This is a genomic window from Streptomyces sp. ISL-66 (assembly GCF_018614135.1).
Lineage (GTDB): Bacteria > Actinomycetota > Actinomycetes > Streptomycetales > Streptomycetaceae > Streptomyces.
Window position 1 is genome coordinate 1 of sequence record NZ_JAGGOW010000001.1, and the last position, 20,561, is coordinate 20,561.

Below are 20,561 nucleotides of genomic sequence, written 5' to 3' on the forward strand. Positions count from 1 at the left end.
CCCCCCGGCGGCGGCCCCCTCGCCGCCCTCGACGCCGGGCTCCGGCACCTGCACGCGCACCCGCACGGACCCGGGCAGGGGCACGGGCAGGGGCAGCCGGTTCCGGACAGCGCGGCCGCGGGGGCCACCGCCGCCGCGCAGGTGCTCGTACTCTCCGCCGACCTGCCGTTCCTGGACCGCGACACGGTCCGGGCCCTCCTCGACTCGCCCGGCGGCGACGGAGCCGTGCTGCGGGATGCCGACGGCCGTGACCAGCCCCTGGTCGCCGCGTACCGGGCCGAGCCCCTGCGCCGGGAAATCGCCCTGCTGGCCGCCGAACACGGCTCCCTGGCGGGACTCTCCCTGCGCGCCGTCACCGCCGAACTCGACCTCGTCCCCGTCACCGCGGCCGCGCCGCTCGTCTCCTTCGACTGCGACACCTGGGACGATCTCGCCACCGCCCGCGCCCGGATCAGAGAGCATGGAACCGTGCTGGAGCAATGGATCACCGCCGCCAAGACCGAGTTGGGCATCGACCTGGCCGTCGACACCAAGACCCTGCTCGACCTCGCCCGTGACGCCGCCCACGGCGTCGCCCGGCCCGCCGCCCCGCTGACGACCTTCCTCGTCGGCTACGCGGCGGCCCGCGCCGAAGCCGCGGGCGCCGACCCCGCCGAGGCGGTCGCCGAAGCCTGCCGCAAGGCCGCCGACCTGGCCCTGCGCTGGGCAGCCGAGGCCGAGGCCGCCGCGGGACCGGCAGAAGCGACGGGCTCGGGATGACCACCCCCACCGGCTCCGGCACCGACGCCGACCGCGCCCTCGACCAGGCACTCGCCCTGGTCAGCCGGAACCCCGACGGGGGCGGCCACCGGCCCGCCCCCTGGAACCGGGCCCGGGAGACCGCCACACGTGCGGGAGCCGCCGTCCGGGGCCGCGTCCACCAGGTCCCGCTGGCCGACGGCCTCGGCGAGGTGCTGGCCAAGCCCCTCGACGCCCTCAGCGACCTGCCGTCCTTCGACACCTCCGCCATGGACGGCTGGGCCGTCGCCGGCCCCGGCCCCTGGACCGTCCGCTCCGGCGACGGCGCGCTCGCCGGCTCCGACCGCCCCGCGCCCCTCGCGGACGGCGAGGCCGTACGGATCGCCACCGGGGCCCGGATCCCCGCCGACACCACCGCCGTCATCCGCAGCGAGCACTCACGCGAGGCCGGCAGCCTGCTGTACGCCGAGCGGCCCGTGGCCACCGGCCAGGACATCCGCCCGCGCGGCCAGGAGTGCCGATCCGGCGACCTGCTGCTGCCCGCCGGGTCGCTGGTCACCCCGGCCGTGCTCGGCCTGGCCGCGGCCGCCGGGTACGACGAGCTCACCACCCGGCCCCGGCCGCGCGTGGAGATCCTGGTCCTGGGCGACGAACTGCTCACCGAGGGCCGCCCGCACGACGGGCTCATCCGCGACGCGCTGAGCCCCATGCTGGGCCCCTGGCTGACCCGGCTCGGCGCCGAGGTCATCGCCGTCCGCCGGCTCGGCGACGACCGGGCGGGCGCCGAAGAGCTCCTCAAGGCCGTCACCACCTCCCCCGCCGACCTGGTCGTCACCACCGGCGGCACCGCCTCCGGACCCGTCGACCACGTCCACCCCGTGCTCGCCCTGGCCGGCGCCGAACTGCTCGTCGACGGGGTCGCCGTACGCCCCGGGCACCCGATGCTGCTGGCCCGCCTCGGCGACCGCTCCGACGGCCGCCACCTGGTGGGCCTCCCCGGCAACCCGCTGGCCGCCGTATCCGGGCTGCTGACCCTCGCCGAACCGCTGCTGCGGGCCCTCGCCGGGCGCAGCGCGCGCCCCCGGTACGCGGTGCCCGTGCAGGGCGACGTACCGGGCCATCCGCACGACACCCGGCTCGTACCGGTCCTGCTGACCGACGAGCACGCCGTACCGCTGCGCTACAACGGCCCGGCGATGCTGCGCGGGGTGGCCGCCGCGGACGCGCTGGCCGTCGTACCGCCGCACGGGGCGCGCTCCGGGCAGGACGTGGAGATCCTCGACCTGCCGTGGGCTTCGGGGGGATGTTTCACGTGAAACTTCACGGCTCGGACGCGATGGCCCGCGGCGCCGACGAGAAGCTCGTCTCGCGTCGCATCAAACTGCCGCGACGGGAAGTCGAGCGGCCGTTGCGGCAGGTCACGCGGCGGCTGTTGATGGCGCTGTTCGTGATGTGCCTGACGGTCCTGATCGTATGGATCGACCGCGAGGGGTACCACGACAACGCCAACGGCAAGGTCGACTTCCTCGACTGCGTCTACTACGCGACCGTCACCCTGTCGACGACCGGCTACGGCGACATCGTCCCGTACAGCGACAGCGCGCGGCTGATCAACGTCCTACTGATCACGCCGCTGCGCGTGCTGTTCCTGATCATCCTGGTCGGAACCACCCTGGAAGTCCTCACCACGCGGACCCGTGAGGAGTGGCGGCTGAACCGCTGGAGGAAGAACTTGCGTGACCACACGGTCGTCGTCGGCTTCGGCACGAAGGGCCGCTCGGCCCTTCAGACCCTGCTGGCCACCGGCCTGCAGAAGGAGCAGGTCGTCATCGTCGACCCCAGCGACAAGGTGGTCGACATCGCCAGCTCCGAGGGCTTCACGGGGGTCGTCGGCGACGCGACGCGCTCCGAAGTCCTGCTGCGCGCCGAAATCCAGAAGGCCCGTCAGATCATCATCGCCACCCAGCGGGACGACACGGCGGTACTGGTCACCCTGACGGCCCGCCAGCTCAACCGCGGCGCCAAGATCGTGGCGGCCGTCCGGGAAGAGGAGAACGCGCCGCTGCTACGCCAGTCGGGCGCGGACGCGGTCATCACGAGCGCGAGCGCGGCCGGCCGGCTCCTCGGGCTGTCGGTGCTGAGCCCGAGCGCGGGCACCGTGATGGAGGACCTGATCCAGCAGGGCAGCGGCCTCGACCTGATCGAACGCCCGGTCAACCGGGCCGAGGCCGGCAAGTCCGTCCGGGACACCCACGACCTCGTCGTCAGCGTGCTGCGCGGACACCGGCTGCTCCCGTACGACGACCCGCACGCGAGCCCGCTCCAGCTGACGGACCGTCTCATCACCATCGTCCGTGCCGCCCCGCCGACCTCCCGGCCGGTGGCGCTGGGCCCGGCGGAGTAAACGCCGCGCACGGCGCGCTGCGAGCGGTAGCCTCCGGCCATGCATGCGATCACCATCGAACAGCCCGGCGGTCCCGACGCCCTGGTGTGGGCCGATGTGCCCGACCCGGTGGCCGGAGACGGCGAAGTCCTCGTCGAGGTCGTGGCGAGCGCCGTGAACCGCGCCGACGTCCTGCAGCGGCAGGGCTTCTACAACCCGCCGCCGGGCGCCTCGCGCTTCCCCGGCCTGGAGTGCTCCGGGCGGATCGCCGCGATCGGGACCGGGGTCTCCGGCTGGTCGGTCGGCGACGAGGTGTGCGCGCTGCTCGCGGGCGGCGGGTACGCGCAGAAGGTCGCCGTCCCGGCGGGCCAGCTGCTGCCGGCGCCGGCGGGCCTGGACCTGGTGACGGCGGCGGCCCTGCCCGAGGTCGTGGCGACGGTGTGGTCGAACGTGTTCATGGTCGCGGGGCTGCGCCCCGGCGAGACCCTGCTGGTGCACGGCGGGTCGAGCGGCATCGGGACCATGGCCGTCCAGCTGGCCAAGGCGGTCGGCGCGCGGGTCGCGGTGACGGCGGGCGGCAAGGAGAAGCTGGCCCGCTGCGCGGAGCTCGGCGCGGACATTCTGATCGACTACCGCGAGCAGGACTTCGTGGAGGAGCTCAAGGCGGCCACGGACGGCGCCGGGGCGGACGTGATCCTGGACATCATGGGAGCGAAGTACCTGTCGCGGAACGTGGACGCGCTGGCCGTCAACGGCCGCCTCGCGATCATCGGCCTCCAGGGCGGGGTCAAGGCGGAGCTCAACCTGGGCGCCCTGCTGGCGAAGCGGGCGGCGATCACCGCGACCACGCTGCGGGCCCGGCCCCTGGCGGAGAAGGCGGCGATCGTCGCGGCCGTACGCGAGCACGTGTGGCCCCTGGTCGAGACGGGCCGGATCCGGCCGGTGGTCCACGCGACGTACCCCATGCGGGAGGCGGCCGAGGCGCACCGGGTCCTGGAGTCGAGCACGCACGTGGGCAAGCTGCTGCTGACCACCTGAGCACGTGACCGGTCGGCCACCCGAGCAGGTGACCGGCCGGCTACCCACTCGGTTGACCGGTCGGCCATCCGAGCACTGAGCGGCTGACCACGGGGCCGCCGAGAGGGCGCCGCCTCGAACGCGCCGGCGGGGCTGGTGTGAGCCCCGCCGGCGCCCGGTTACAGGCTGCGCAGCAGCACCGCCGGGGACTCGACGCAGTCGGCCACGTACCGGAGGAAGCCGCCCGCCGTGCCGCCGTCGCAGACGCGGTGGTCGAAGGTCAGGGACAGCTGCACGACCTGGCGGACCGCCAGCTCGCCCTCGTGCACCCACGGCTTCGGGATGATCCGGCCGACGCCGAGCATCGCCGCCTCCGGGTGGTTGATGATCGGCGTGGAGCCGTCCACCCCGAACACCCCGTAGTTGTTCAGGGTGAAGGTGCCTCCGGTGAGGTCCCCCGGGGCCAGCTTCCCCGTCCTGGCCAGCTCCGTCAGCCGGCCGAACTCCGCCGCGAGCGACTCCGCGTTGCGCACCTGCGCGTCCCGGACGACCGGGACCATCAGGCCCCGCTCCGTCTGCGCGGCGAAGCCGAGGTGCACGGCCGGGAGCCGGACGATCTCGTTCGCCGCCAGGTCGACGGTGGAGTTGAGCTCCGGGTACCGGGCCAGCGCCGCCGTACAGATCCGGGCCAGCAGCGCGAGCACCGAGATCTTGGGGCCTCCCCCGGCGTTCATCGCCGCCCGCGAAGCCATCAGCTCGGTGGCATCGGCGTCCACCCAGCACGTGGCGTCCGGGATCTCGCGCCGGCTGCGCGACAGCTTGTCCGCGACCGCGCCCCGGACCCCCTTGAGCGGGATCCGCGTGGCACCCTCCGGCGCGGTGGCCGTGGCGCGGACGGCGGTGGCGGAGACGGCGGTGGCGGAGACGGCGGTGGCGGAGACGGCGGCCGCGGCCTCGGGGCCGGCCGGCCGCTCGGCGGCGCGCAGCGCCGCCTCGACGTCGGAGCGCAGGATCAGGCCTTCGGGGCCGGACCCGCGCAGCGCGCGCAGATCCACTCCGTGGTCCCGGGCCAGCTTCCGCACCAGCGGCGAGATGACGGGCACGGGGCCCGCGAAGACCGCCGGAGCGGCGGCCACCGCGGCCGGTGCGGGGGCGGCCGGGACGGGGGCCGGACCGGCCGGGACCCCCGGCGCGGCGGAGCCGGGTCGCACCCGCCTCCGACGCGCCGGACGCGAATGGTCCGTGCCGTAGCCGACCAGGACGTTGCCCGAGCCGGACGGAGCCTCCACGGGCTCGTCCGCCACCGCGGCCGCCGCACCCACCGCCACGGTGATCAGCGGTGCGCCGACCGGCAGTTCGCTCCCCTCCTCGCCGAAGCGTGCGGTGACCACGCCCCCGTACGGACAGGGCACCTCCACCATCGCCTTGGCGGTCTCGACCTCGACGACCGGTTGGTCGATGGCGACGACGTCGCCGACGGCCACCAGCCAGCGGACGATCTCCGCCTCGGTGAGGCCCTCGCCGAGGTCCGGCAGCTTGAACTCCATGACCTGCGGCATCAGTTCTCCCACTGCAGGCGGCCCACGGTGTCCAGGATCCGGTCCACACCGGGGAGGTGGTGTTTCTCCAGCATCGGCGGCGGATACGGGATGTCGAAGCCGGTCACGCGCAGCACCGGCGCCTCCAGGTGGTGGAAGCACCGCTCCGTGACACGGGCGGCGATCTCCGCGCCCGGCCCGCCGAAGCCGCCGGCCTCGTGGACCACCACCGCGCGACCGGTCCGGCGTACGGAGGCCACGACGGTCTCCTCGTCGAAGGGGACCAGCGAGCGCAGGTCCACGACCTCCAGGTCCCAGCCCTCCTCGCGCGCCGCCTCGGCCGCCTCCAGGCACACGGGCAGCGAAGGCCCGTAGGTGATCAGCGTCGCGCTCGTGCCGGTCCGCCGGACGACCGCCTTGCCGATCCCCGGCACCACCGAGGGCGCGTCCGGCGACCACTCGGCCTTCGACCAGTACAGCCGCTTCGGCTCCAGGAAGACCACCGGGTCGTCGCTGGCGATCGAGGCCCGGAGCAGCCCGTACGCGTCCTCGACCGTCGCCGGGGTCACGACCGTGAGGCCGGGGGTCGCCACGTAGTACGCCTCGGAGGAGTCGCTGTGGTGCTCCACCCCGCCGATCCCGCCGCCGTACGGCACCCGGATGGTGATCGGCAGCGGCATCGCGCCGCGCGTGCGGTTGCGCATCTTGGCGACGTGCGAGATCAGCTGCTCGAAGGCCGGGTACGCGAACGCGTCGAACTGCATCTCCACGACCGGCCGCAGCCCGTACATGGCCATGCCGACCGCCGCGCCGAGGATCCCCGCCTCCGCGAGCGGGGTGTCCGTGCAGCGGTCCTCGCCGAACTCCTTCGCGAGCCCGTCCGTGATCCGGAAGACCCCGCCGAGCGTGCCGACGTCCTCACCCATGACGTGGACCGTCGGGTCCTCGGCCATCGCGTCGCGCATCGCCCGGCCCAGGGCCTGCGCCATGGTCGCCGGCTTCACCGCCACCGTGGTCATGAACCGTCCTCCGCTTCCGATTCCGCAGCTTCCAGCTCGGCGCGCAGCATGTCCGCCTGTTCGCGGAGCAGGCCGGTCTGCTCCGCGTAGACGTGGGCGAAGAGGTCCATCGGGTCGAGGACGGGCTCCGCGTTCATCCCGTCCCGGAGCCGCGCCGCCATCGTCTCGGCCGCGTCCTTCGCGGCCTGGATGCCGGCCTCGTCGAGCAGCCCGCGCGCGGTCAGCTCGCGCTCCAGCAGCGCGATCGGGTCGTGGGCCTTCCAGGCCTCGACCTCGGCGTCGCCGCGGTAGCGGGTCGCGTCGTCGGCGTTGGTGTGGGCTTCGATCCGGTACGTGACGGCCTCGATCAGGGTCGGTCCGCCGCCGGCCCGGGCCCGCCGGACCGCCTCGGACAGCACCTCGTGCATGGCCGCGATGTCGTTGCCGTCGACGAGACGGCCGGGCATCCCGTACCCCACGGCCTTGTGGGCGAGGGTCGGGGCGGCGGTCTGCTTGGCGAGCGGTACGGATATCGCGAAGCCGTTGTTCTGGACGAGGAAGACGACCGGGGCCTGCCAGACGGCCGCGAAGTTCAGCGCCTCGTGGAAATCGCCCTCGCTCGTGCCGCCGTCGCCGACCATGGCGAGGGCGACCACGTCGTCACCGCGCAGCCGGGCGGCGTGGGCCAGCCCGACGGCGTGCGGCAGCTGGGTGGCGAGCGGGGTGCACAGGGGGGCTATCCGGTGCTCGCGCGGGTCGTACCCGGTGTGCCAGTCGCCCCGCAGGAGCGTCAGGGCCTGTACGGGATCCAGCCCGCGGGCCACGGCCGCCAGGGTGTCCCGGTAGCTCGGGAAGAGCCAGTCCTGGTCCTCCAGGACCAGCGCCGCCGCGATCTCGCAGGCCTCCTGGCCCACGGTGGACGGATATACGGCCAGTCGGCCCTGCCGGGTGAGGGCGGTGGCCTGGGCGTTGTAGCGACGGCCGCGCACCAGCTCGGCGTAGCACCGGCGCATCAGCTCGGGGTCGAGCCGGTCGGCGGCCGGGGTGCCCAGCACCCGGTACGGCTCGGGGTCCGGGAGCAGCGGGGCGGCATCCGTGCGGGGCCTCCAGGCGGGCGGCGGGGTGGAGCGGTGGGACGCACCGGCACCGGGCAGCTCTTGGACCGTCATGGCGGCGTACACCTCCTCGTGGGAAGCGGGCAACGAGGGCCCCGGGTGTGAGGCCCCTCACCTACCGATTGTTCGGTTGTCCGGGCAATTTGGCTACAGGCAGCCTCAGGCTGTGGACAAAGTGGCGGCGGGGCCCTCGTATGGATGCAGGACGTCCAGGAGAGGCAGGCAGCGGGCGATGGCGGATGAACAAATGGCCGGAGCGGGTTCCGGAGGGGCTTCCGGACCGGGGGGCGCGTCCGGGGGCGCATTCGGGGGCCCCGGCGGCCCGGCGGGCACTCCCGGCCCGCCCGGTGCTCCCGGTGCGCCCGGTGCGCCCGGTGCGCCCGGTGCTGCTTCCGGCCCGCCCGTCCCTCCTCGCCCGCTCGACCCCATCGACCGCTCGATCGTGCGCCTGCTCCAGGCGGACGGGCGCGCGTCGATACGATCCGTCGCCGAGCAGGTGCACGTCTCCCGGGCCAATGCCTACGCCCGCATCAACCGGCTCATCGACGACGGGGTGATCCGGGGCTTCACCGCCCGCGTCAACCACGAGCGCGCGGGCCAGGGCGCCTCCGCGTACATCACCCTGAAGATCGTCCAGAACTCCTGGCGCACGGTCCGCGAACAGCTCCGCGAGCTCCCGGGCGCCGCCCACATCGCCCTGGTCAGCGGCGATTTCGACGTTCTGCTGCTGGTCCACACCCCGGACAACCGCACCCTGCGGGAGCTGGTCCTGACCCGCCTCCAGTCCATCCCGGAGGTCCTCTCCACCCGCACCCTGCTGGTGTTCGAGGAAACGGATCTCCTGTCCCGCGACCAGCCCGCCGGCCCGACGATCTCGGAGGACTGAGCACTGAGGACCGGTGACGGTCACCGGTCACCGGTCACCGGTCACCTAGGGCTGGGGGGGAACGACGAGCCGGCCCGGCTCACCGCTGCGTGCGCAGCCCGTCCAGGGCCATGCTGACCACCGCGTCCGCCAGCTGGTCGGAGGTGGTGCCCGGGTGCGGGCGGTACCACTCGACCAGGGAGTTGACCATGCCGAAGAGGAGCCGGGTGGCGAGGCGGATGTCCACGTCCGCCCGCAGGTCCCCCTCGGCGGCCGCGGCCTTCAGCAGCTCCGCGACCTGGTGGTCGAACTCGCGGCGCCGCTCCAGGGCCCACCGCTCGGTGCGGGTGTTGCCCCGCACGCGCAGCAGCAGGGTCACGTAGGGGAGTTCCGCCACGAGGACCTCGACCGTGCGGCGCGTGACGTACTCGACCCGCTCGACCGCGCGCCCCCGTACCGCCCCGGACTCCTCCAGCACCGCGAAGAGCCCGTCCAGCGCCCGGCTGACGGCGCGGTGGAGCAGTTCCTCCTTGCCCGCGACGTGGTGGTAGATCGAGGACTTCGAGATGCCCGCCGCCTTGGAGAGGTGCTCCATCGAGGTGCCGTCGTAGCCGCGCTCGTTGAAGACCTGGACGGCGACGGTCAGGAGCGTCTCGGGCGTGTACGTGTCCCGCTTGGCCGTCGTCATTCCGTCCCCCCCGCCCCGTCGTCCCCGGCGTCGGCGCCGTCGTGCCCGTCGCCCGGGTATCCGTCGCCCTCGGACCCGTCGTCCGCGTCCCCCGCCTCGTAGCCCAGCTTGTACAGGGCCAGCGAGGGCGCGTAGCGGCCGCCCGGACAGCGCTCGTCGAGGTGGTGCAGCAGGTCGTACGCCCAGTCGCGGCCCAGCCGGTCGTGCCATTCGGCGGGGCCGGCGGGGTAGTTGACCCCGAGCCGCATCGCGGTGTCGATGTCCTCGGAGCGCGCCACACCGCGCGCGACCGCGTCGGCGGTGAGGTCGATCAGCATCGCGACGGTCCGGGCGACGATCATGCCGGGGACGTCGCCGATGACGGAGACCTGCTTGCCCAGCTTCTGGAAGAGCCCGATCGCCTCGGCGAGGGTCCGCTCGCTGGTGTCCTCGCTGGCGGAGAGCGCGATCCGGGTGGCACCGCGGTAGTCGAAGGCGAGGTCGAAGTAGACGACGTCGGCGAACTCGATCGAGGTCTTGCCGTCGGCGAGCACGAGCTGCCCCTCGCCCGGGAGCTGGATGTACGGGCCCCCGTGCTCGGTGGCCGTGACGGCGATCCCCGCCTCCTCCAGGAGGTCGACGAGCGCCGCGGCGGGACCCAGGTCGCCGACGACGGTCACCTTGGCGGGCGCGTCCCGGGGGCCGGCGGTGTGCGGTTCCGGGGCCTTCGCGTCCGGGCCGTACGGGTACCAGCCGTGTCCCGACTTGCGGCCGAGGCGCCCCGACTGGACCAGTCGGCGCTGCGCGAGGGAGGGGGTGAACTTGGGGCTGCGGAAGAAGGACTCCCACACGGAGCGGGTGACGGCCTCGTTGACGTCCTGGCCGATCAGGTCGGTCAGCGCGAAGGGGCCCATCTTGAAGCCGCCGCTCTCGCGCAGGACGGCGTCGATCGTGGCCGGGTCGGCGCCCTGTTCCTCGTACACCGCGAAGGCCTCGGCGTAGAAGGGGCGCGCGATCCTGTTGACGATGAAGCCGGGGGTGTCGGCGCAGCGCACCGGCGTCTTCCCCCAGCCGAGGACGGTGCGGTACGCGCGGTCGGCGGCGGCCGGGTCGGTCGCGAACCCGGAGACCACCTCGACCAGCGGGAGCAGCGGGGCCGGGTTGAAGAAGTGCAGGCCGAGGAAGCGGCCGGGGTGCGCGAGACCGGCCGCGAGCTCGGTGACGGAGAGGGAGGAGGTGTTGGTGGCCAGCAGGGCGTCCGGCGCGACGACCTCTTCGAGCGCGGCGAACAGCGCACGCTTGACGGTGACGTCCTCGACGACCGCCTCGACGACGAGGGCGGCGCCGGCCAGGTCCGCCAGTTCGCCGGCCGAACCGATTCGGCCGATCGCGTCCTCGGCCTCGGCCCGATCCAGCCTGCCCTTGGCGGCCATCCGCTCGATCCGGTCCTGCACGAAACCGACCGCGTCGCCGGCGAGCACGGCGTCGATGTCGTAGATCAGCACGCGGTGACCTGCGAGAAGGGCGACCTGGGCGATGCCCTGCCCCATGGTGCCGGCGCCGACGACCGCCACTGTGCGGGACCGCTCGATTGCTGTCATGACCCGATCCTCCCGCACCGACTTATCCACAGGTCCGCCGGGCCCTCTTGTCCCGACCGATCGTTCGGTTACTCTAACTCCAGTCTGCTCTTCTTCATCCCTTCTTGCCCGACCCGATCGCCTGATCCCGCCCGGCTCAACGAGGAGTTGGTCCCTGATGGCCGCCGAGCCCACCGTCCCCCAGCTGTCCGCCAAGCACCGGCCCACCCTGGACCAGGCCCTGGCCACGATCCGCACGCGTGCTTACTGGTCCCCGCACCCCGAGCACCCCAAGGCGTACGGGGAGACCGCGCCGGCCGACGGCCTCGCCGCCTTCGAGGCGCTGCGCGGCACCCGGCTCGACCTCGGGCAGCCCGGCACCGACGGCTGGACGGGCGCCGAGACCTCTCCGTACGGCGTGGAGCTCGGTGTCGAGTACCCGCACGTGGATCCGGACGTACTGCTGCCCGCGATGCGGGCCGGCATGGGCGCCTGGCGGGACGCCGGGCCCGAGGCCCGCGCCCTGGTCTGCATCGAGATCCTGGCCCGCATCTCGGCGCGGACGCACGAGTTCGCGCACGCGGTCATGCACACCAGCGGCCAGGCCTTCATGATGGCGTTCCAGGCGGGCGGCCCGCACGCGCAGGACCGCGGCCTGGAGGCGGTCGCCTACGCCTACGAGGAGCAGACCCGGGTCCCGGGCCAGGCCGACTGGTCGAAGCCGCAGGGCAAGAAGGATCCCCTGGAGCTCGGCAAGACCTTCACGGCCGTCCCCCGCGGGATCTCCCTGATGATCGGCTGCAACACCTTCCCCACCTGGAACGGCTACCCGGGGATCTTCGCCTCCCTCGCCACGGGCAATCCGGTCCTGGTCAAGCCGCACCCGCGCGCCGTGCTCCCGCTGGCGCTGACCGTCCAGGTGGCCCGCGAGGTCCTGGCGCAGTACGGCTTCGACCCGAACCTCGTGGCACTGGCCGTCGAGCGGCCGGGCGAGGGCATCGCCAAGGACCTCGCCGTCCGCCCCGAGATCAAGGTGATCGACTACACCGGGTCCACGGAGTTCGGCGAGTGGCTGGAGGTCAACGCCCGCCAGGCCCAGGTCTACACGGAGAAGGCCGGCGTCAACACCGTCGTCCTCGACTCCACCGACAACTACAAGGGCATGCTGTCCAACCTGGCCTTCTCCCTGTCCCTGTACAGCGGCCAGATGTGCACCACCCCGCAGAACCTGCTGATCCCCCGCGACGGCATCGAGACGGACGCGGGCCACAAGTCGTACGACGAGGTCGTCGCGGACCTCGCGGGCGCGGTCGGCGGCCTGCTCGGCGACGACGCGCGGGCGAACGCCCTGCTCGGCGCGCTGGTCAACCCGGACGTCAAGGCCCGCCTGGAGGCCGCGGCCGGGCTCGGCGAGGTCGCGCTGGCCTCCCGGGAGGTGGCGAACCCGGAGTTCCCGGGCGCGGTGGTCCGCACGCCGGTGATGGTGAAGCTGGACGCCTCCAAGCCCGACGACTCCGCCCCGTACCTCTCGGAGTGCTTCGGCCCGGTCTCCTTCGCGGTGGCGGTCGATTCCACGGCGGGCGCGCTCGACCTGCTGCGGCGCACGGTCCGGGAGAAGGGCGCGATGACGGTCGGGGCGTACACCACGTCCCCGGACACCGAGCGGGCCATCGAGGAGGTCTGCCTCGAGGAGTCGGCGCAGCTCTCGCTGAACCTCACGGGCGGGGTCTACGTCAACCAGACCGCGGCCTTCTCCGACTTCCACGGCTCGGGCGGGAACCCGGCGGCGAACGCGGCGCTGTGCGACGGGGCGTTCGTGTCCAACCGCTTCCGCGTGGTGGAGGTCCGCCGCCAGGGCTAGGCCGCTAGGGAGTTCCTCCGGCCGTCGGTTCGTCCGCCGGCCGGGGTCCGCCCCAGTGGAAGAGGGTCATGGCCACGCTGGTCGCCAGGTTGTAGCTGGAGACCTGCGGGCGCATCGGCAGGGACACCAGGTGGTCGGCCCGGGCCCGCAGCTCCGGTGAGATGCCGTGGCGTTCGGAGCCGAAGGCGAGCAGGGCGTCGTCCGGGAGGGTGAGGGCACGGATGTCCTCGCCCTCCGGGTCGAGCGCGTACAGCGGGCCGGGCGGCAGCGCCGCGAGCTCCACCCGGGCGACGGTGGTGGCGTAGTGCAGCCCCGCTCCGGCGCGGACCACATGGGGGTGCCAGGGGTCGAGGTCCCCCCGGGTGATCACGCCGGTGGCTCCGAAGCCGGCGGCGAGGCGGACCACGGCGCCGACGTTGCCGAGGTTGCGCGGGTTGTCGAGCACGACGACCGGGGCCGTCCTCGGCATCGCGTCGAGCCGGGCCCGCCCCTCGCCCCGGTCGGGCCGGACCGCGAGCGCCGCCACCGCGGTGGGGTGCACCCGGCCCGGGCCCAGCAGCCCCTTGAGCGGAGCGCGCCGCGCCAGCCGGGCCACCTCGGCCTCGACGTCCGGAGCCAGTTCGCGCGCGAGGCCCCGTACGGCCTGCGGATCGTCGGCGACGACGATCCGCACGTCGGCCCCGAAGCGCAGGGCGTGCTTCAGCGCGTGGAATCCGTCGAGGAGCACGAGGTCCTCCCGCGCCGCGGCCTCCCGCCACTGCCGCTCGGTGTCGCCGTCGGGGATCTCGTGCTGCTCGCTCATACCGCCGAGCCTACGGTCCCCGGCCGGGGCTCCGGCTCCGGCTCCGGATCGGCGTCCGAGCCGGGGGGCGCGCCGGTCCGGCCGCGGCCGCCGGGCCGCAGCGCCGCGGCGCGCGCGCCGAGCCAGAGGAGGAAGACCGTCGGCAGGAACACCGCGTCGGCGGCGATCATCGCCATCGAGAAGAAGGGCAGCCCCAGCAGCACGGCGATCCCCGCGTGCTCCAGCATCATCAGCGCCAGCAGCACGTTCTTGATCCGCCGGTTGAACAGCGTGAACGGGAACGCCACCTGGACCGCGACCGTCCCGTACGACAGCAGCATCACCAGCGTCCCGCTGCTCGCGAGGAGGGCCGAGATCCCGGGCCAGGGGGTGAAGTAGTCCAGGCCGAGCGGGTAGTACAGCGCCGTTCCGTCCTGCCAGCGCGAGCCCTGGATCTTGTACCAGCCCGCCGTCGCGTAGATCAGGCAGACCTCCGCCATGATCACCAGCATTCCGGCGTTGTGCAGCAGGTTGGCCAGGACGTCGAGGACCGCCCGCCCCTCCCCCTCGGGCTCTCCCCCGGCTACCGCGGGGAGGGCCCCCGGGCGGTCGACCATCCACCACAGCGCGGCCACCACCCACAGCGCGCCGAAGGCCACCAGCCAGCCGTCGCCGAAGCCCCCGGTCGCGGCGCCGTACGCGAACGCCGCGCCCAGCACGGCCCACAGCAGCGGCCCGGCCCGCCCGGCCGACGCCGTCCCGAGTCGGCGAGCGCGGCGCGCGTCGAGCGACCACACCCGCGCGCAGCGGGTCAGCACGAGGTAGATCGCCATCAGGTGGATGACGTTGTCCCCGCCGTCGCCCATGAAGACGCTGCGGTTCTGCAGCGAGAGCACGCCGATCATGAACAGCACGGCCGTGGCCCGGGTGCGCCAGCCCAGCAAGAGCAGCGCGCTCGACAGCACGCAGAGCACGTAGACGATCTCGAACCAGAGCGCCGAGTCGGACCACATCAGCACCGTGAAGGCGTCGTTCGTGGCGATCAGCCGCCGCGCCAGCTCCCAGCTCCAGGGTCCGTCCGGCCCGTACATCTCGTGGCGGTGGGGGAACTCCCGCAGCAGGAAGAACAGCCAGGTGCCGGCGAAGCCGATGCGGACCACGGCGCTCTGGTACGGGCCGAGCGCCCGCCCGGTGACCTGGGCCAGGGCCCGCGCGGCCGCGGCCCTCACACCGTCCACCACGGCAGCTCCCGGTAGTAGGTCTGGGTGTCGGTCTGCTCGTCGGACCACTTCGGGGCGGCCACGGCCGTCGTCGCCGCGCGCAGCTGGATCCGTACGATCCGGCCGTCGGCGAGGTGCGCGCCCTTGCCCACGGCCGTGTCCGCGTCCGTCCTGACCTTCAGCCGGTCCAGCGCGATCCGCCGCAGGTACTGCTCCGCGAGCTCGCCGCGCTCGCCGTTCGCCTTGTTGTCCTCGTCGTGGGAACTGGTGAAGAAGTCCCAGGCCCGCCGGAGCTCGTTCTGCTCGGTGTGGCTCGGCAACAGGTTGTGCCGGATGGCCGCGCCGTCCTCGGCGGACAGTCCGCGCCAGTTGCCGGTCACCAGCACGCCGTCGTCCGTGCGCGCCTCCACCCGCACCTCGACCGCGATGTTCTGCTGCAACGGGTTGGGGGCGAAGAGCTTCCAGTTCTGTTCGAACTCGGGATAGATCCAGTCGTCGACCGTCCGCGCGTACCGCTTGCTCACCGTGTTGGACGGGGCCACGTGCAGGAAGACGAGCGCGAGGTGGCAGCAGGCTCCGATGGCCACGGCGCCCAGGGCGAGGGCCGTCACGACCCGGTAGGGGGTGGACAGACCCGCGATTCCGAGTGCCCTCGGCGGGGGCGGAGCGGCCCCTTCCGGAGGCTCGTGCGCGTTCGAATCCATCCCGCCCCGATCATCCGGCGTCCACAGGGTTGACCACAGAGGTTGACACCCTACGGGCCCTCGTCCCACCATTGAAGAGTATGAACCGAACGATCGGTCGGTCGGTCGGACGAAGCGGCAAGGACTCTCTGACAGGGGGCCGTGATGGTGGCAGTGACCCCGGAATCGGGGCAGGAAGCGGGCATCGGCGTGACGGACGACCTCGGCGCGCAGCTCGCGGCGGCCTTCGACGCGGCCGTCGCGGCCGACGAGCGCGTGGAGCCGCGCGACTGGATGCCGGACGAATACCGCGCTTCCCTGGTCCGCCAGATGGCCCAGCACGCCCACTCCGAGATCATCGGCATGCAGCCCGAGGCGAACTGGATCACCCGCGCGCCCTCGCTGCGCCGCAAGGCGATCCTGATGGCGAAGGTCCAGGACGAGGCCGGCCACGGCCTGTACCTGTACAGCGCCGCCGAGACCCTGGGGACCAGCCGCGACGAGCTGCTCGACAAGCTCCACGCCGGGAAGCAGAAGTACTCCTCGATCTTCAACTACCCCACGCTGACCTGGGCCGACGTCGGCGCGATCGGCTGGCTCGTGGACGGCGCGGCGATCACCAACCAGGTCCCGATCTGCCGCTGCTCCTATGGGCCGTACGCGCGCGCCATGGTCCGGATCTGCAAGGAGGAGTCCTTCCACCAGCGCCAGGGGTACGAGCTGCTCCTCGCGCTCTCGCAGGGCACCCCGGCACAGCACGCGATGGCACAGGACGCCGTCGACCGGTGGTGGTGGCCCTCGCTGATGATGTTCGGCCCGCCGGACGGGGAGTCGGCGCACTCGGCGCAGTCGATGGCCTGGCGGATCAAGCGCCACTCCAACGACGAGCTGCGCCAGCGTTTCGTGGACATCGCCGTACCGCAGGCCGAGTCGCTGGGGCTGACCCTGCCCGACCCGGACCTGAAGTGGAACGAGGAGCGCGGGCACCACGACTTCGGCGCGATCGACTGGGCCGAGTTCTGGGACGTGCTGAAGGGCAACGGCCCCTGCAACGAGGACCGGCTCGGACAGCGCCGCGCGGCGCACGAGGAAGGCGCCTGGGTCCGCGAAGCGGCCGCGGCGTATGCGGAGAAGACCGCCGCACGCAAGGAACGGCACGAGGCGGCAATGGAAAGCGAGGCACGGGTATGACGCGCAACTGGCCCCTGTGGGAGGTGTTCGTCCGCTCGCGGCGCGGCCTCTCGCACACGCATGCGGGCAGCCTGCACGCCCCTGACGCGGAGATGGCCCTGCGCAACGCCCGCGATCTCTACACCCGCCGCGGCGAGGGCATCTCCATCTGGGTCGTGCCCTCCACGGAGATCACCGCCTCCTCCCCGGACGAGCGGGACCCGTTCTTCGCCCCGTCCGCCGACAAGCCGTACCGCCACCCGACCTTCTACGAGATCCCCGAGGGGGTGAACCACCTGTGACCAGCACCGACGTGGTCAATGCCGCCACCCTCCCACTCGGCGACGACGCACTGATCCTCTCCCACCGCCTCGGCGAATGGGCCGGTCACGCCCCCGTCCTGGAGGAGGAGGTCGCCCTCGCCAACATCGCCCTCGACCTGCTCGGCCAGGCCCGCGTCCTGCTGTCGATGGCCGGCGACGAGGACGAGCTGGCCTACCTGCGCGAGGAGCGGTCCTTCCGCAACCTCCAGCTGGTCGAGCAGCCGAACGGCGACTTCGCCCACACCATCGCGCGCCAGCTCTACTTCTCGCTCTACCAGCACGAGCTCTACGGAGAGCTCGCGGTCGGAGAGGGCCCGTTCGGGCCGCTCGCGGCCAAGGCCGTCAAGGAGACCGCCTACCACCGCGACCACGCCGAGCAGTGGACGCTGCGGCTCGGCGACGGTACCGAGGAGAGCCGCGCCCGGATGCGGGCCGCCCTGGACGGTCTGTGGAAGTACACCGGGGAGATGTTCCAGCCGGTCGACGGGCTGGAAGGCGTCGACTGGGCCGCCCTGGAAGGCCGCTGGCTGGCCGCGCTGGGCGAGGTCCTGGGGCGGGCGGGCCTGGCACTGCCCGAGGGGCCGCGCAGCGGCGCCTGGGCCGCCGGGGCCGGCCGGCAGGGACTGCACACCGAGCCCTTCGGCCGGCTGCTCGCCGAGATGCAGCACCTGCACCGCAGCCACCCGGGGGCCTCGTGGTGACCGGGACCGAGCGGACCCGGCTGGAGGTGGAGCTGGCCGAGCTGGCGGGCTCCGTCCCCGACCCGGAGCTGCCCGTGCTCACCCTCGCCGAGCTCGGCGTCATGCGCGGAGTGCGGATGCACGAGGACGGCCACGTAGAAGTCACCCTCACGCCCACGTACACCGGCTGCCCGGCCATCGAGGCGATGTCCGCCGACATCGAGCGGGTCCTGATAGGCCACGGCATACCCGATGTCCGGGTGCGGACCGTCCTCGCCCCCGCCTGGTCGACCGACGACATCAGCGCCGAGGGCCGCCGCAAGCTCGCCGAGTTCGGCATAGCCCCGCCGCGGCCGCACGCCGCCGACGGACCCGTCCCGCTCACCCTGTCGGTCCGCTGCCCCCACTGCGGATCCACCGACACCGAACTGCTCAGCCGGTTCTCCTCCACCGCGTGCAAGGCGCTGCGCCGCTGCACCGCCTGCCGTGAACCGTTCGACCACTTCAAGGAGCTGTAGATGGCCGTGTTCCCGCCGGCGACCGCGCCGGGGCCCGCGAGCCCGACGCGCCCCGCGCGCCACGGCGCCTTCCACACCTTGACGGTGGTCGCGGTCGACCGGCTCACCGAGGACTCCGTGGCGCTGACCCTGGCCGTGCCGCCGCAGCTGCGCGCCGACTACCGGCACGCCCCCGGCCAGCACCTCACCCTGCGCCGCAGCACCCCCGAGGGCTCCGAAGTCCGCCGGACGTACTCGATCTGCTCTCCCGCCCCGGCGGCCGGCGGGCCCGGCCCCTCGGCACTGCGGGTCGGGGTGCGGCTGGTGGAGGGTGGCGAGTTCTCCTCGTTCGCACACAAGGAGATCGCAGCCGGGGACGTCCTGGACGCGATGGTCCCGGCCGGGCGGTTCGTCCTGGACCCGGCCTCGGCACCGCCCGCCTCGCACTACGCCGCCATCGTCGGAGGCAGCGGCATCACACCGGTGCTGTCGATCGCGGCGACGCTGCTCGCGGCCCGGCCCGACGCCCGGTTCTGCCTGGTGCGCAGCGACCGGAGCGCGGCCTCGACGATGTTCCTGGAGGACGTCGCCGACCTCAAGGACCGCTATCCCGACCGGTTCCAGCTGGTCACCGTCCTGTCCCGGGAAGAGCAGGAGGCCGGGCTGCCCTCGGGGCGGCTCGGCGAGGAGCGGCTGACGGCGCTGCTGCCCGCGCTGCTGCCGGTCACGGAGGTGACGGGCTGGTTCCTGTGCGGGCCGTACGGGCTGGTCACGGGCGCCGAGCAGGCGCTGGGCGCGCTCGGGGTGCCGCGGACCCGGATCCACGAGGAGGTCTTCCACGTCGAGGACACGGCCCCGCCGGCCCCCGTCGCTTCGGCCGCCGCCACCCACGGCCGGGTCACGGCACGGCTCGACGGCCGCTCGGGCACCTGGCCCGTGCGGGAGGGCGAATCCCTGCTCGACGCGGTGCTGCGGGCCCGCGCGGACGCCCCGTACGCCTGCAAGGGCGGGGTGTGCGGCACCTGCCGGGCGTTCCTGGTGACCGGCGAAGTGCGGATGGAGCGCAACTTCGCGCTGGAGGAGACGGAGACGGAGGCCGGGTTCGTACTGGCCTGCCAGTCGCACCCGGTATCGGAGGAAGTGGAGATCGACTTCGACCGCTGAGCGGCCGTCCGCGCCGCCCCCTGTCAAATTTCCAGAACGTGTTCTATCTTGACGCACCGAAAGTTGACACGCCGTCAGGCAGGGCGCGATCCGGGCACGCGGGAGGACAGGCAGTGGACTTCACCTTCACCGAGGAGCAGCAGGCCGCCGTCGAGGCGGCCAGGGCCGTGTTCGCGGACGTCGCCCCCGACGGCGTGCCCAGCCCCGCGCTCACCCCGCGGGCCGTGGCCGAGGAGTTCGACCGCGGGCTGTGGGCCAAGCTCGCCGACTCCGACCTGCTGAGCCTGGTCCTCTCCGAGGAGTACGACGGGGCCGGACTCGACGCCATCGCCCTGTGCCTGGTGCTGCGGGAGGCCGCGAAGGTCCTGGCCCGGGTGCCGCTGCTGGAGCACTGCGCGACCGCCATGGCCGTCCAGGCCCACGGCGGTCCCGAGCTGGCCGCCGCCCTGCTGCCGGGCGCCGGGCGGGGAAGCCTCGTCCTCACCGCCGCCGCGCACGGCCGCACCGGCCATGACCCGGCCGAAGTGGCCGTCACCGCCCGGCGCGACGGCGACGCATGGATCCTCGACGGCCTCCAGACCTCCGTCGCCTGGGCCCACAGCGCCGACTGGATCGCCGTCCCGGCCCACACCGTGGAGGACGGCGACACGGTCCTGGCGCTCGTCCCGCGCGCGACCGGGGGCCTGTCCCTCGCGGAGCAGTACTCCACCACCGGCGAGCGACTCGGCGAGGTCACCCTCGACGGCGTGCGCGTCCCCGCCGAGCACGTCATCGACACACCCGGCGCCTGGGAGCGCCTGCGCCAGCTCCTCGCCACCGGGACCTGCGCGCTCGCGCTCGGCCTCGGCGAGAACGTGCTCACCATGACCAGCCAGTACACGAGCAAGCGCGAGCAGTTCGGCTTCCCCGTGGCCAGCTTCCAGGCCGTCGCCGTCCAGGCCGCCGACCGCTACATCGACCTGCGCGCCATGGAGGTCACCCTCTGGCAGGCCGCCTGGCGGCTCGACGCCGGGGCGGGCGGAGCGGGCGGGCCGCTGCCCAGCGCGGGCGACGTGGCCGTGGCCAAGATCTGGGCCTCCGAGGGCGTGCGGCGCGTCGTCCAGACCGCGCAGCACCTGCACGGCGGCTTCGGCGCCGACACCGACTACCCGCTGCACCGCTACCACGCCTGGGCCAAGCAGCTGGAGCTCCAGCTCGGCCCGGCCGCCCTGCACGAGGAGGCTCTGGGCGACCTGCTGGCCGCCCACCCCCTCACCTAGGCCCGCGTGAGCCGTGAGCCGT

20 protein-coding genes are annotated in these 20,561 nt (G+C 73.5%); 12 read left to right on the plus strand and 8 right to left on the minus strand.

Translation table 11 applies throughout. The annotated features are described in order from the left end of the window. The 4 genes from J7E97_RS00005 to J7E97_RS00020 form a co-directional block, all read left to right on the plus strand. Positions 1-759 (plus strand): DUF6457 domain-containing protein (locus J7E97_RS00005; protein WP_215021165.1); only part of this gene is annotated, 759 nt, incomplete at its 5' end. Then, entirely contained in the window at positions 756-2,054 is a 1,299-nt protein-coding gene (locus J7E97_RS00010; RefSeq protein ID WP_215021166.1) for a molybdopterin molybdotransferase MoeA, read from the plus strand. The genes J7E97_RS00005 and J7E97_RS00010, both read left to right, overlap by 4 nt. Further along, positions 2,042-3,142, plus strand: a complete 1,101-nt coding sequence (locus J7E97_RS00015; protein ID WP_215021167.1) for a TrkA family potassium uptake protein — start codon at positions 2,042-2,044, stop codon at positions 3,140-3,142. The genes J7E97_RS00010 and J7E97_RS00015 overlap by 13 nt, the downstream gene beginning before the upstream one ends. Before the next feature lie 39 nt (positions 3,143-3,181). Next, complete coding sequence (locus J7E97_RS00020) at positions 3,182-4,159, plus strand: NAD(P)H-quinone oxidoreductase (protein WP_215021168.1); 978 nt, start codon at positions 3,182-3,184, stop codon at positions 4,157-4,159. A 158-nt stretch (positions 4,160-4,317) separates the two neighbouring features. Here the strand turns inward: J7E97_RS00020 and J7E97_RS00025 are convergent, their stop codons facing one another. From J7E97_RS00025 to pdhA, 3 genes are read right to left on the minus strand one after another with little or no spacing between them, the layout of a single operon-like run. Beyond that, the gene (locus J7E97_RS00025; RefSeq protein ID WP_215021169.1) at positions 4,318-5,697 is read right to left on the minus strand and encodes a dihydrolipoamide acetyltransferase family protein; all 1,380 of its coding nucleotides are present in this window, start codon (positions 5,695-5,697) and stop codon (positions 4,318-4,320) included. Continuing rightward, complete coding sequence (locus J7E97_RS00030) at positions 5,697-6,695, minus strand: alpha-ketoacid dehydrogenase subunit beta (RefSeq protein ID WP_215021170.1); 999 nt, start codon at positions 6,693-6,695, stop codon at positions 5,697-5,699. Before J7E97_RS00030 ends, J7E97_RS00025 begins: the two co-directional genes overlap by 1 nt. Then, positions 6,692-7,843 carry a pyruvate dehydrogenase (acetyl-transferring) E1 component subunit alpha gene (gene pdhA, locus J7E97_RS00035; RefSeq protein ID WP_215021171.1) on the minus strand — a complete coding sequence of 384 codons (1,152 nt, stop codon included), beginning with the start codon at positions 7,841-7,843 and terminating at the stop codon, positions 6,692-6,694. Before pdhA ends, J7E97_RS00030 begins: the two co-directional genes overlap by 4 nt. 178 nt (positions 7,844-8,021) lie before the next feature. On the opposite strand from pdhA, the gene J7E97_RS00040 reads away from it, so the two are divergent. Then, positions 8,022-8,675 carry an Lrp/AsnC family transcriptional regulator gene (locus J7E97_RS00040; protein WP_215021172.1) on the plus strand — a complete coding sequence of 218 codons (654 nt, stop codon included), beginning with the start codon at positions 8,022-8,024 and terminating at the stop codon, positions 8,673-8,675. A gap of 79 nt (positions 8,676-8,754) precedes the next feature. Here J7E97_RS00040 and J7E97_RS00045 read toward each other — a convergent pair whose 3' ends face one another. Both J7E97_RS00045 and J7E97_RS00050 read right to left on the minus strand, forming a co-directional pair. Further along, positions 8,755-9,342, minus strand: coding sequence for a TetR/AcrR family transcriptional regulator (locus J7E97_RS00045; RefSeq protein ID WP_215021173.1), 588 nt, complete (start codon positions 9,340-9,342; stop codon positions 8,755-8,757). Next, a complete protein-coding gene (locus J7E97_RS00050) occupies positions 9,339-10,922 on the minus strand; it encodes a 3-hydroxyacyl-CoA dehydrogenase (RefSeq protein ID WP_215021174.1) in 1,584 nt (527 codons plus the stop codon). The genes J7E97_RS00045 and J7E97_RS00050 overlap by 4 nt, the downstream gene beginning before the upstream one ends. 157 nt (positions 10,923-11,079) lie before the next feature. On the opposite strand from J7E97_RS00050, the gene paaN reads away from it, so the two are divergent. Then, positions 11,080-12,762, plus strand: coding sequence for a phenylacetic acid degradation protein PaaN (gene paaN / locus J7E97_RS00055; RefSeq protein WP_215021175.1), 1,683 nt, complete (start codon positions 11,080-11,082; stop codon positions 12,760-12,762). A 4-nt stretch (positions 12,763-12,766) separates the two neighbouring features. Here the strand turns inward: paaN and J7E97_RS00060 are convergent, their stop codons facing one another. From J7E97_RS00060 to J7E97_RS00070, 3 genes are read right to left on the minus strand one after another with little or no spacing between them, the layout of a single operon-like run. Then, positions 12,767-13,564: an RNA methyltransferase gene (locus tag J7E97_RS00060; protein WP_215021176.1), complete on the minus strand. Its 798-nt coding sequence runs from the start codon at positions 13,562-13,564 to the stop codon at positions 12,767-12,769. After that, on the minus strand, positions 13,561-14,772 hold the full coding sequence (locus J7E97_RS00065; RefSeq protein ID WP_308346122.1) for an HTTM domain-containing protein: 1,212 nt from the start codon (positions 14,770-14,772) through the stop codon (positions 13,561-13,563). Before J7E97_RS00065 ends, J7E97_RS00060 begins: the two co-directional genes overlap by 4 nt. Then, positions 14,769-15,467 carry a DUF5819 family protein gene (locus J7E97_RS00070; RefSeq protein WP_251053486.1) on the minus strand — a complete coding sequence of 233 codons (699 nt, stop codon included), beginning with the start codon at positions 15,465-15,467 and terminating at the stop codon, positions 14,769-14,771. The genes J7E97_RS00065 and J7E97_RS00070 overlap by 4 nt, the downstream gene beginning before the upstream one ends. Positions 15,468-15,611: 144 nt before the next feature. On the opposite strand from J7E97_RS00070, the gene paaA reads away from it, so the two are divergent. The 6 genes from paaA to J7E97_RS00100 all read left to right on the plus strand — a co-directional run bounded on the left by paaA (position 15,612) and on the right by J7E97_RS00100 (position 20,539). Further along, the gene (gene paaA / locus J7E97_RS00075; protein WP_215021178.1) at positions 15,612-16,637 is read left to right on the plus strand and encodes a 1,2-phenylacetyl-CoA epoxidase subunit PaaA; all 1,026 of its coding nucleotides are present in this window, start codon (positions 15,612-15,614) and stop codon (positions 16,635-16,637) included. Beyond that, the gene (paaB, locus tag J7E97_RS00080) at positions 16,634-16,918 is read left to right on the plus strand and encodes a 1,2-phenylacetyl-CoA epoxidase subunit PaaB (protein ID WP_215021179.1); all 285 of its coding nucleotides are present in this window, start codon (positions 16,634-16,636) and stop codon (positions 16,916-16,918) included. Before paaA ends, paaB begins: the two co-directional genes overlap by 4 nt. Then, complete coding sequence (gene paaC, locus J7E97_RS00085) at positions 16,915-17,640, plus strand: 1,2-phenylacetyl-CoA epoxidase subunit PaaC (RefSeq protein WP_215021180.1); 726 nt, start codon at positions 16,915-16,917, stop codon at positions 17,638-17,640. The genes paaB and paaC overlap by 4 nt, the downstream gene beginning before the upstream one ends. After that, a complete protein-coding gene (paaD, locus tag J7E97_RS00090) occupies positions 17,634-18,137 on the plus strand; it encodes a 1,2-phenylacetyl-CoA epoxidase subunit PaaD (RefSeq protein WP_215021181.1) in 504 nt (167 codons plus the stop codon). Before paaC ends, paaD begins: the two co-directional genes overlap by 7 nt. Further along, a complete protein-coding gene (locus J7E97_RS00095) occupies positions 18,138-19,280 on the plus strand; it encodes a 2Fe-2S iron-sulfur cluster-binding protein (protein WP_215021182.1) in 1,143 nt (380 codons plus the stop codon). A gap of 113 nt (positions 19,281-19,393) precedes the next feature. Then, positions 19,394-20,539, plus strand: a complete 1,146-nt coding sequence (locus tag J7E97_RS00100; RefSeq protein WP_215021183.1) for an acyl-CoA dehydrogenase family protein — start codon at positions 19,394-19,396, stop codon at positions 20,537-20,539. Positions 20,540-20,561: the final 22 nt, after the last annotated feature.

What these genes read in the sequence shown, in the direction of transcription:
- J7E97_RS00010 (WP_215021166.1), top strand. Translation starts at nt 756, where the DNA reads ATGACCACCCCCACCGGCTCCGGCACCGACGCCGACCGCGCCCTCGAC.
- pdhA (WP_215021171.1), bottom strand. Translation starts at nt 7,843, where the DNA reads ATGACGGTCCAAGAGCTGCCCGGTGCCGGTGCGTCCCACCGCTCCACC.
- J7E97_RS00045 (WP_215021173.1), bottom strand. Translation starts at nt 9,342, where the DNA reads ATGACGACGGCCAAGCGGGACACGTACACGCCCGAGACGCTCCTGACC.
- J7E97_RS00070 (WP_251053486.1), bottom strand. Translation starts at nt 15,467, where the DNA reads ATGGATTCGAACGCGCACGAGCCTCCGGAAGGGGCCGCTCCGCCCCCG.
- J7E97_RS00025 (WP_215021169.1), bottom strand. Translation starts at nt 5,697, where the DNA reads ATGCCGCAGGTCATGGAGTTCAAGCTGCCGGACCTCGGCGAGGGCCTC.
- J7E97_RS00040 (WP_215021172.1), top strand. Translation starts at nt 8,022, where the DNA reads ATGGCGGATGAACAAATGGCCGGAGCGGGTTCCGGAGGGGCTTCCGGA.
- J7E97_RS00015 (WP_215021167.1), top strand. Translation starts at nt 2,042, where the DNA reads ATGTTTCACGTGAAACTTCACGGCTCGGACGCGATGGCCCGCGGCGCC.
- J7E97_RS00095 (WP_215021182.1), top strand. Translation starts at nt 18,138, where the DNA reads ATGGCCGTGTTCCCGCCGGCGACCGCGCCGGGGCCCGCGAGCCCGACG.
- paaB (WP_215021179.1), top strand. Translation starts at nt 16,634, where the DNA reads ATGACGCGCAACTGGCCCCTGTGGGAGGTGTTCGTCCGCTCGCGGCGC.
- paaN (WP_215021175.1), top strand. Translation starts at nt 11,080, where the DNA reads ATGGCCGCCGAGCCCACCGTCCCCCAGCTGTCCGCCAAGCACCGGCCC.
- J7E97_RS00060 (WP_215021176.1), bottom strand. Translation starts at nt 13,564, where the DNA reads ATGAGCGAGCAGCACGAGATCCCCGACGGCGACACCGAGCGGCAGTGG.
- J7E97_RS00050 (WP_215021174.1), bottom strand. Translation starts at nt 10,922, where the DNA reads ATGACAGCAATCGAGCGGTCCCGCACAGTGGCGGTCGTCGGCGCCGGC.
- J7E97_RS00030 (WP_215021170.1), bottom strand. Translation starts at nt 6,695, where the DNA reads ATGACCACGGTGGCGGTGAAGCCGGCGACCATGGCGCAGGCCCTGGGC.
- J7E97_RS00020 (WP_215021168.1), top strand. Translation starts at nt 3,182, where the DNA reads ATGCATGCGATCACCATCGAACAGCCCGGCGGTCCCGACGCCCTGGTG.
- paaA (WP_215021178.1), top strand. Translation starts at nt 15,612, where the DNA reads ATGGTGGCAGTGACCCCGGAATCGGGGCAGGAAGCGGGCATCGGCGTG.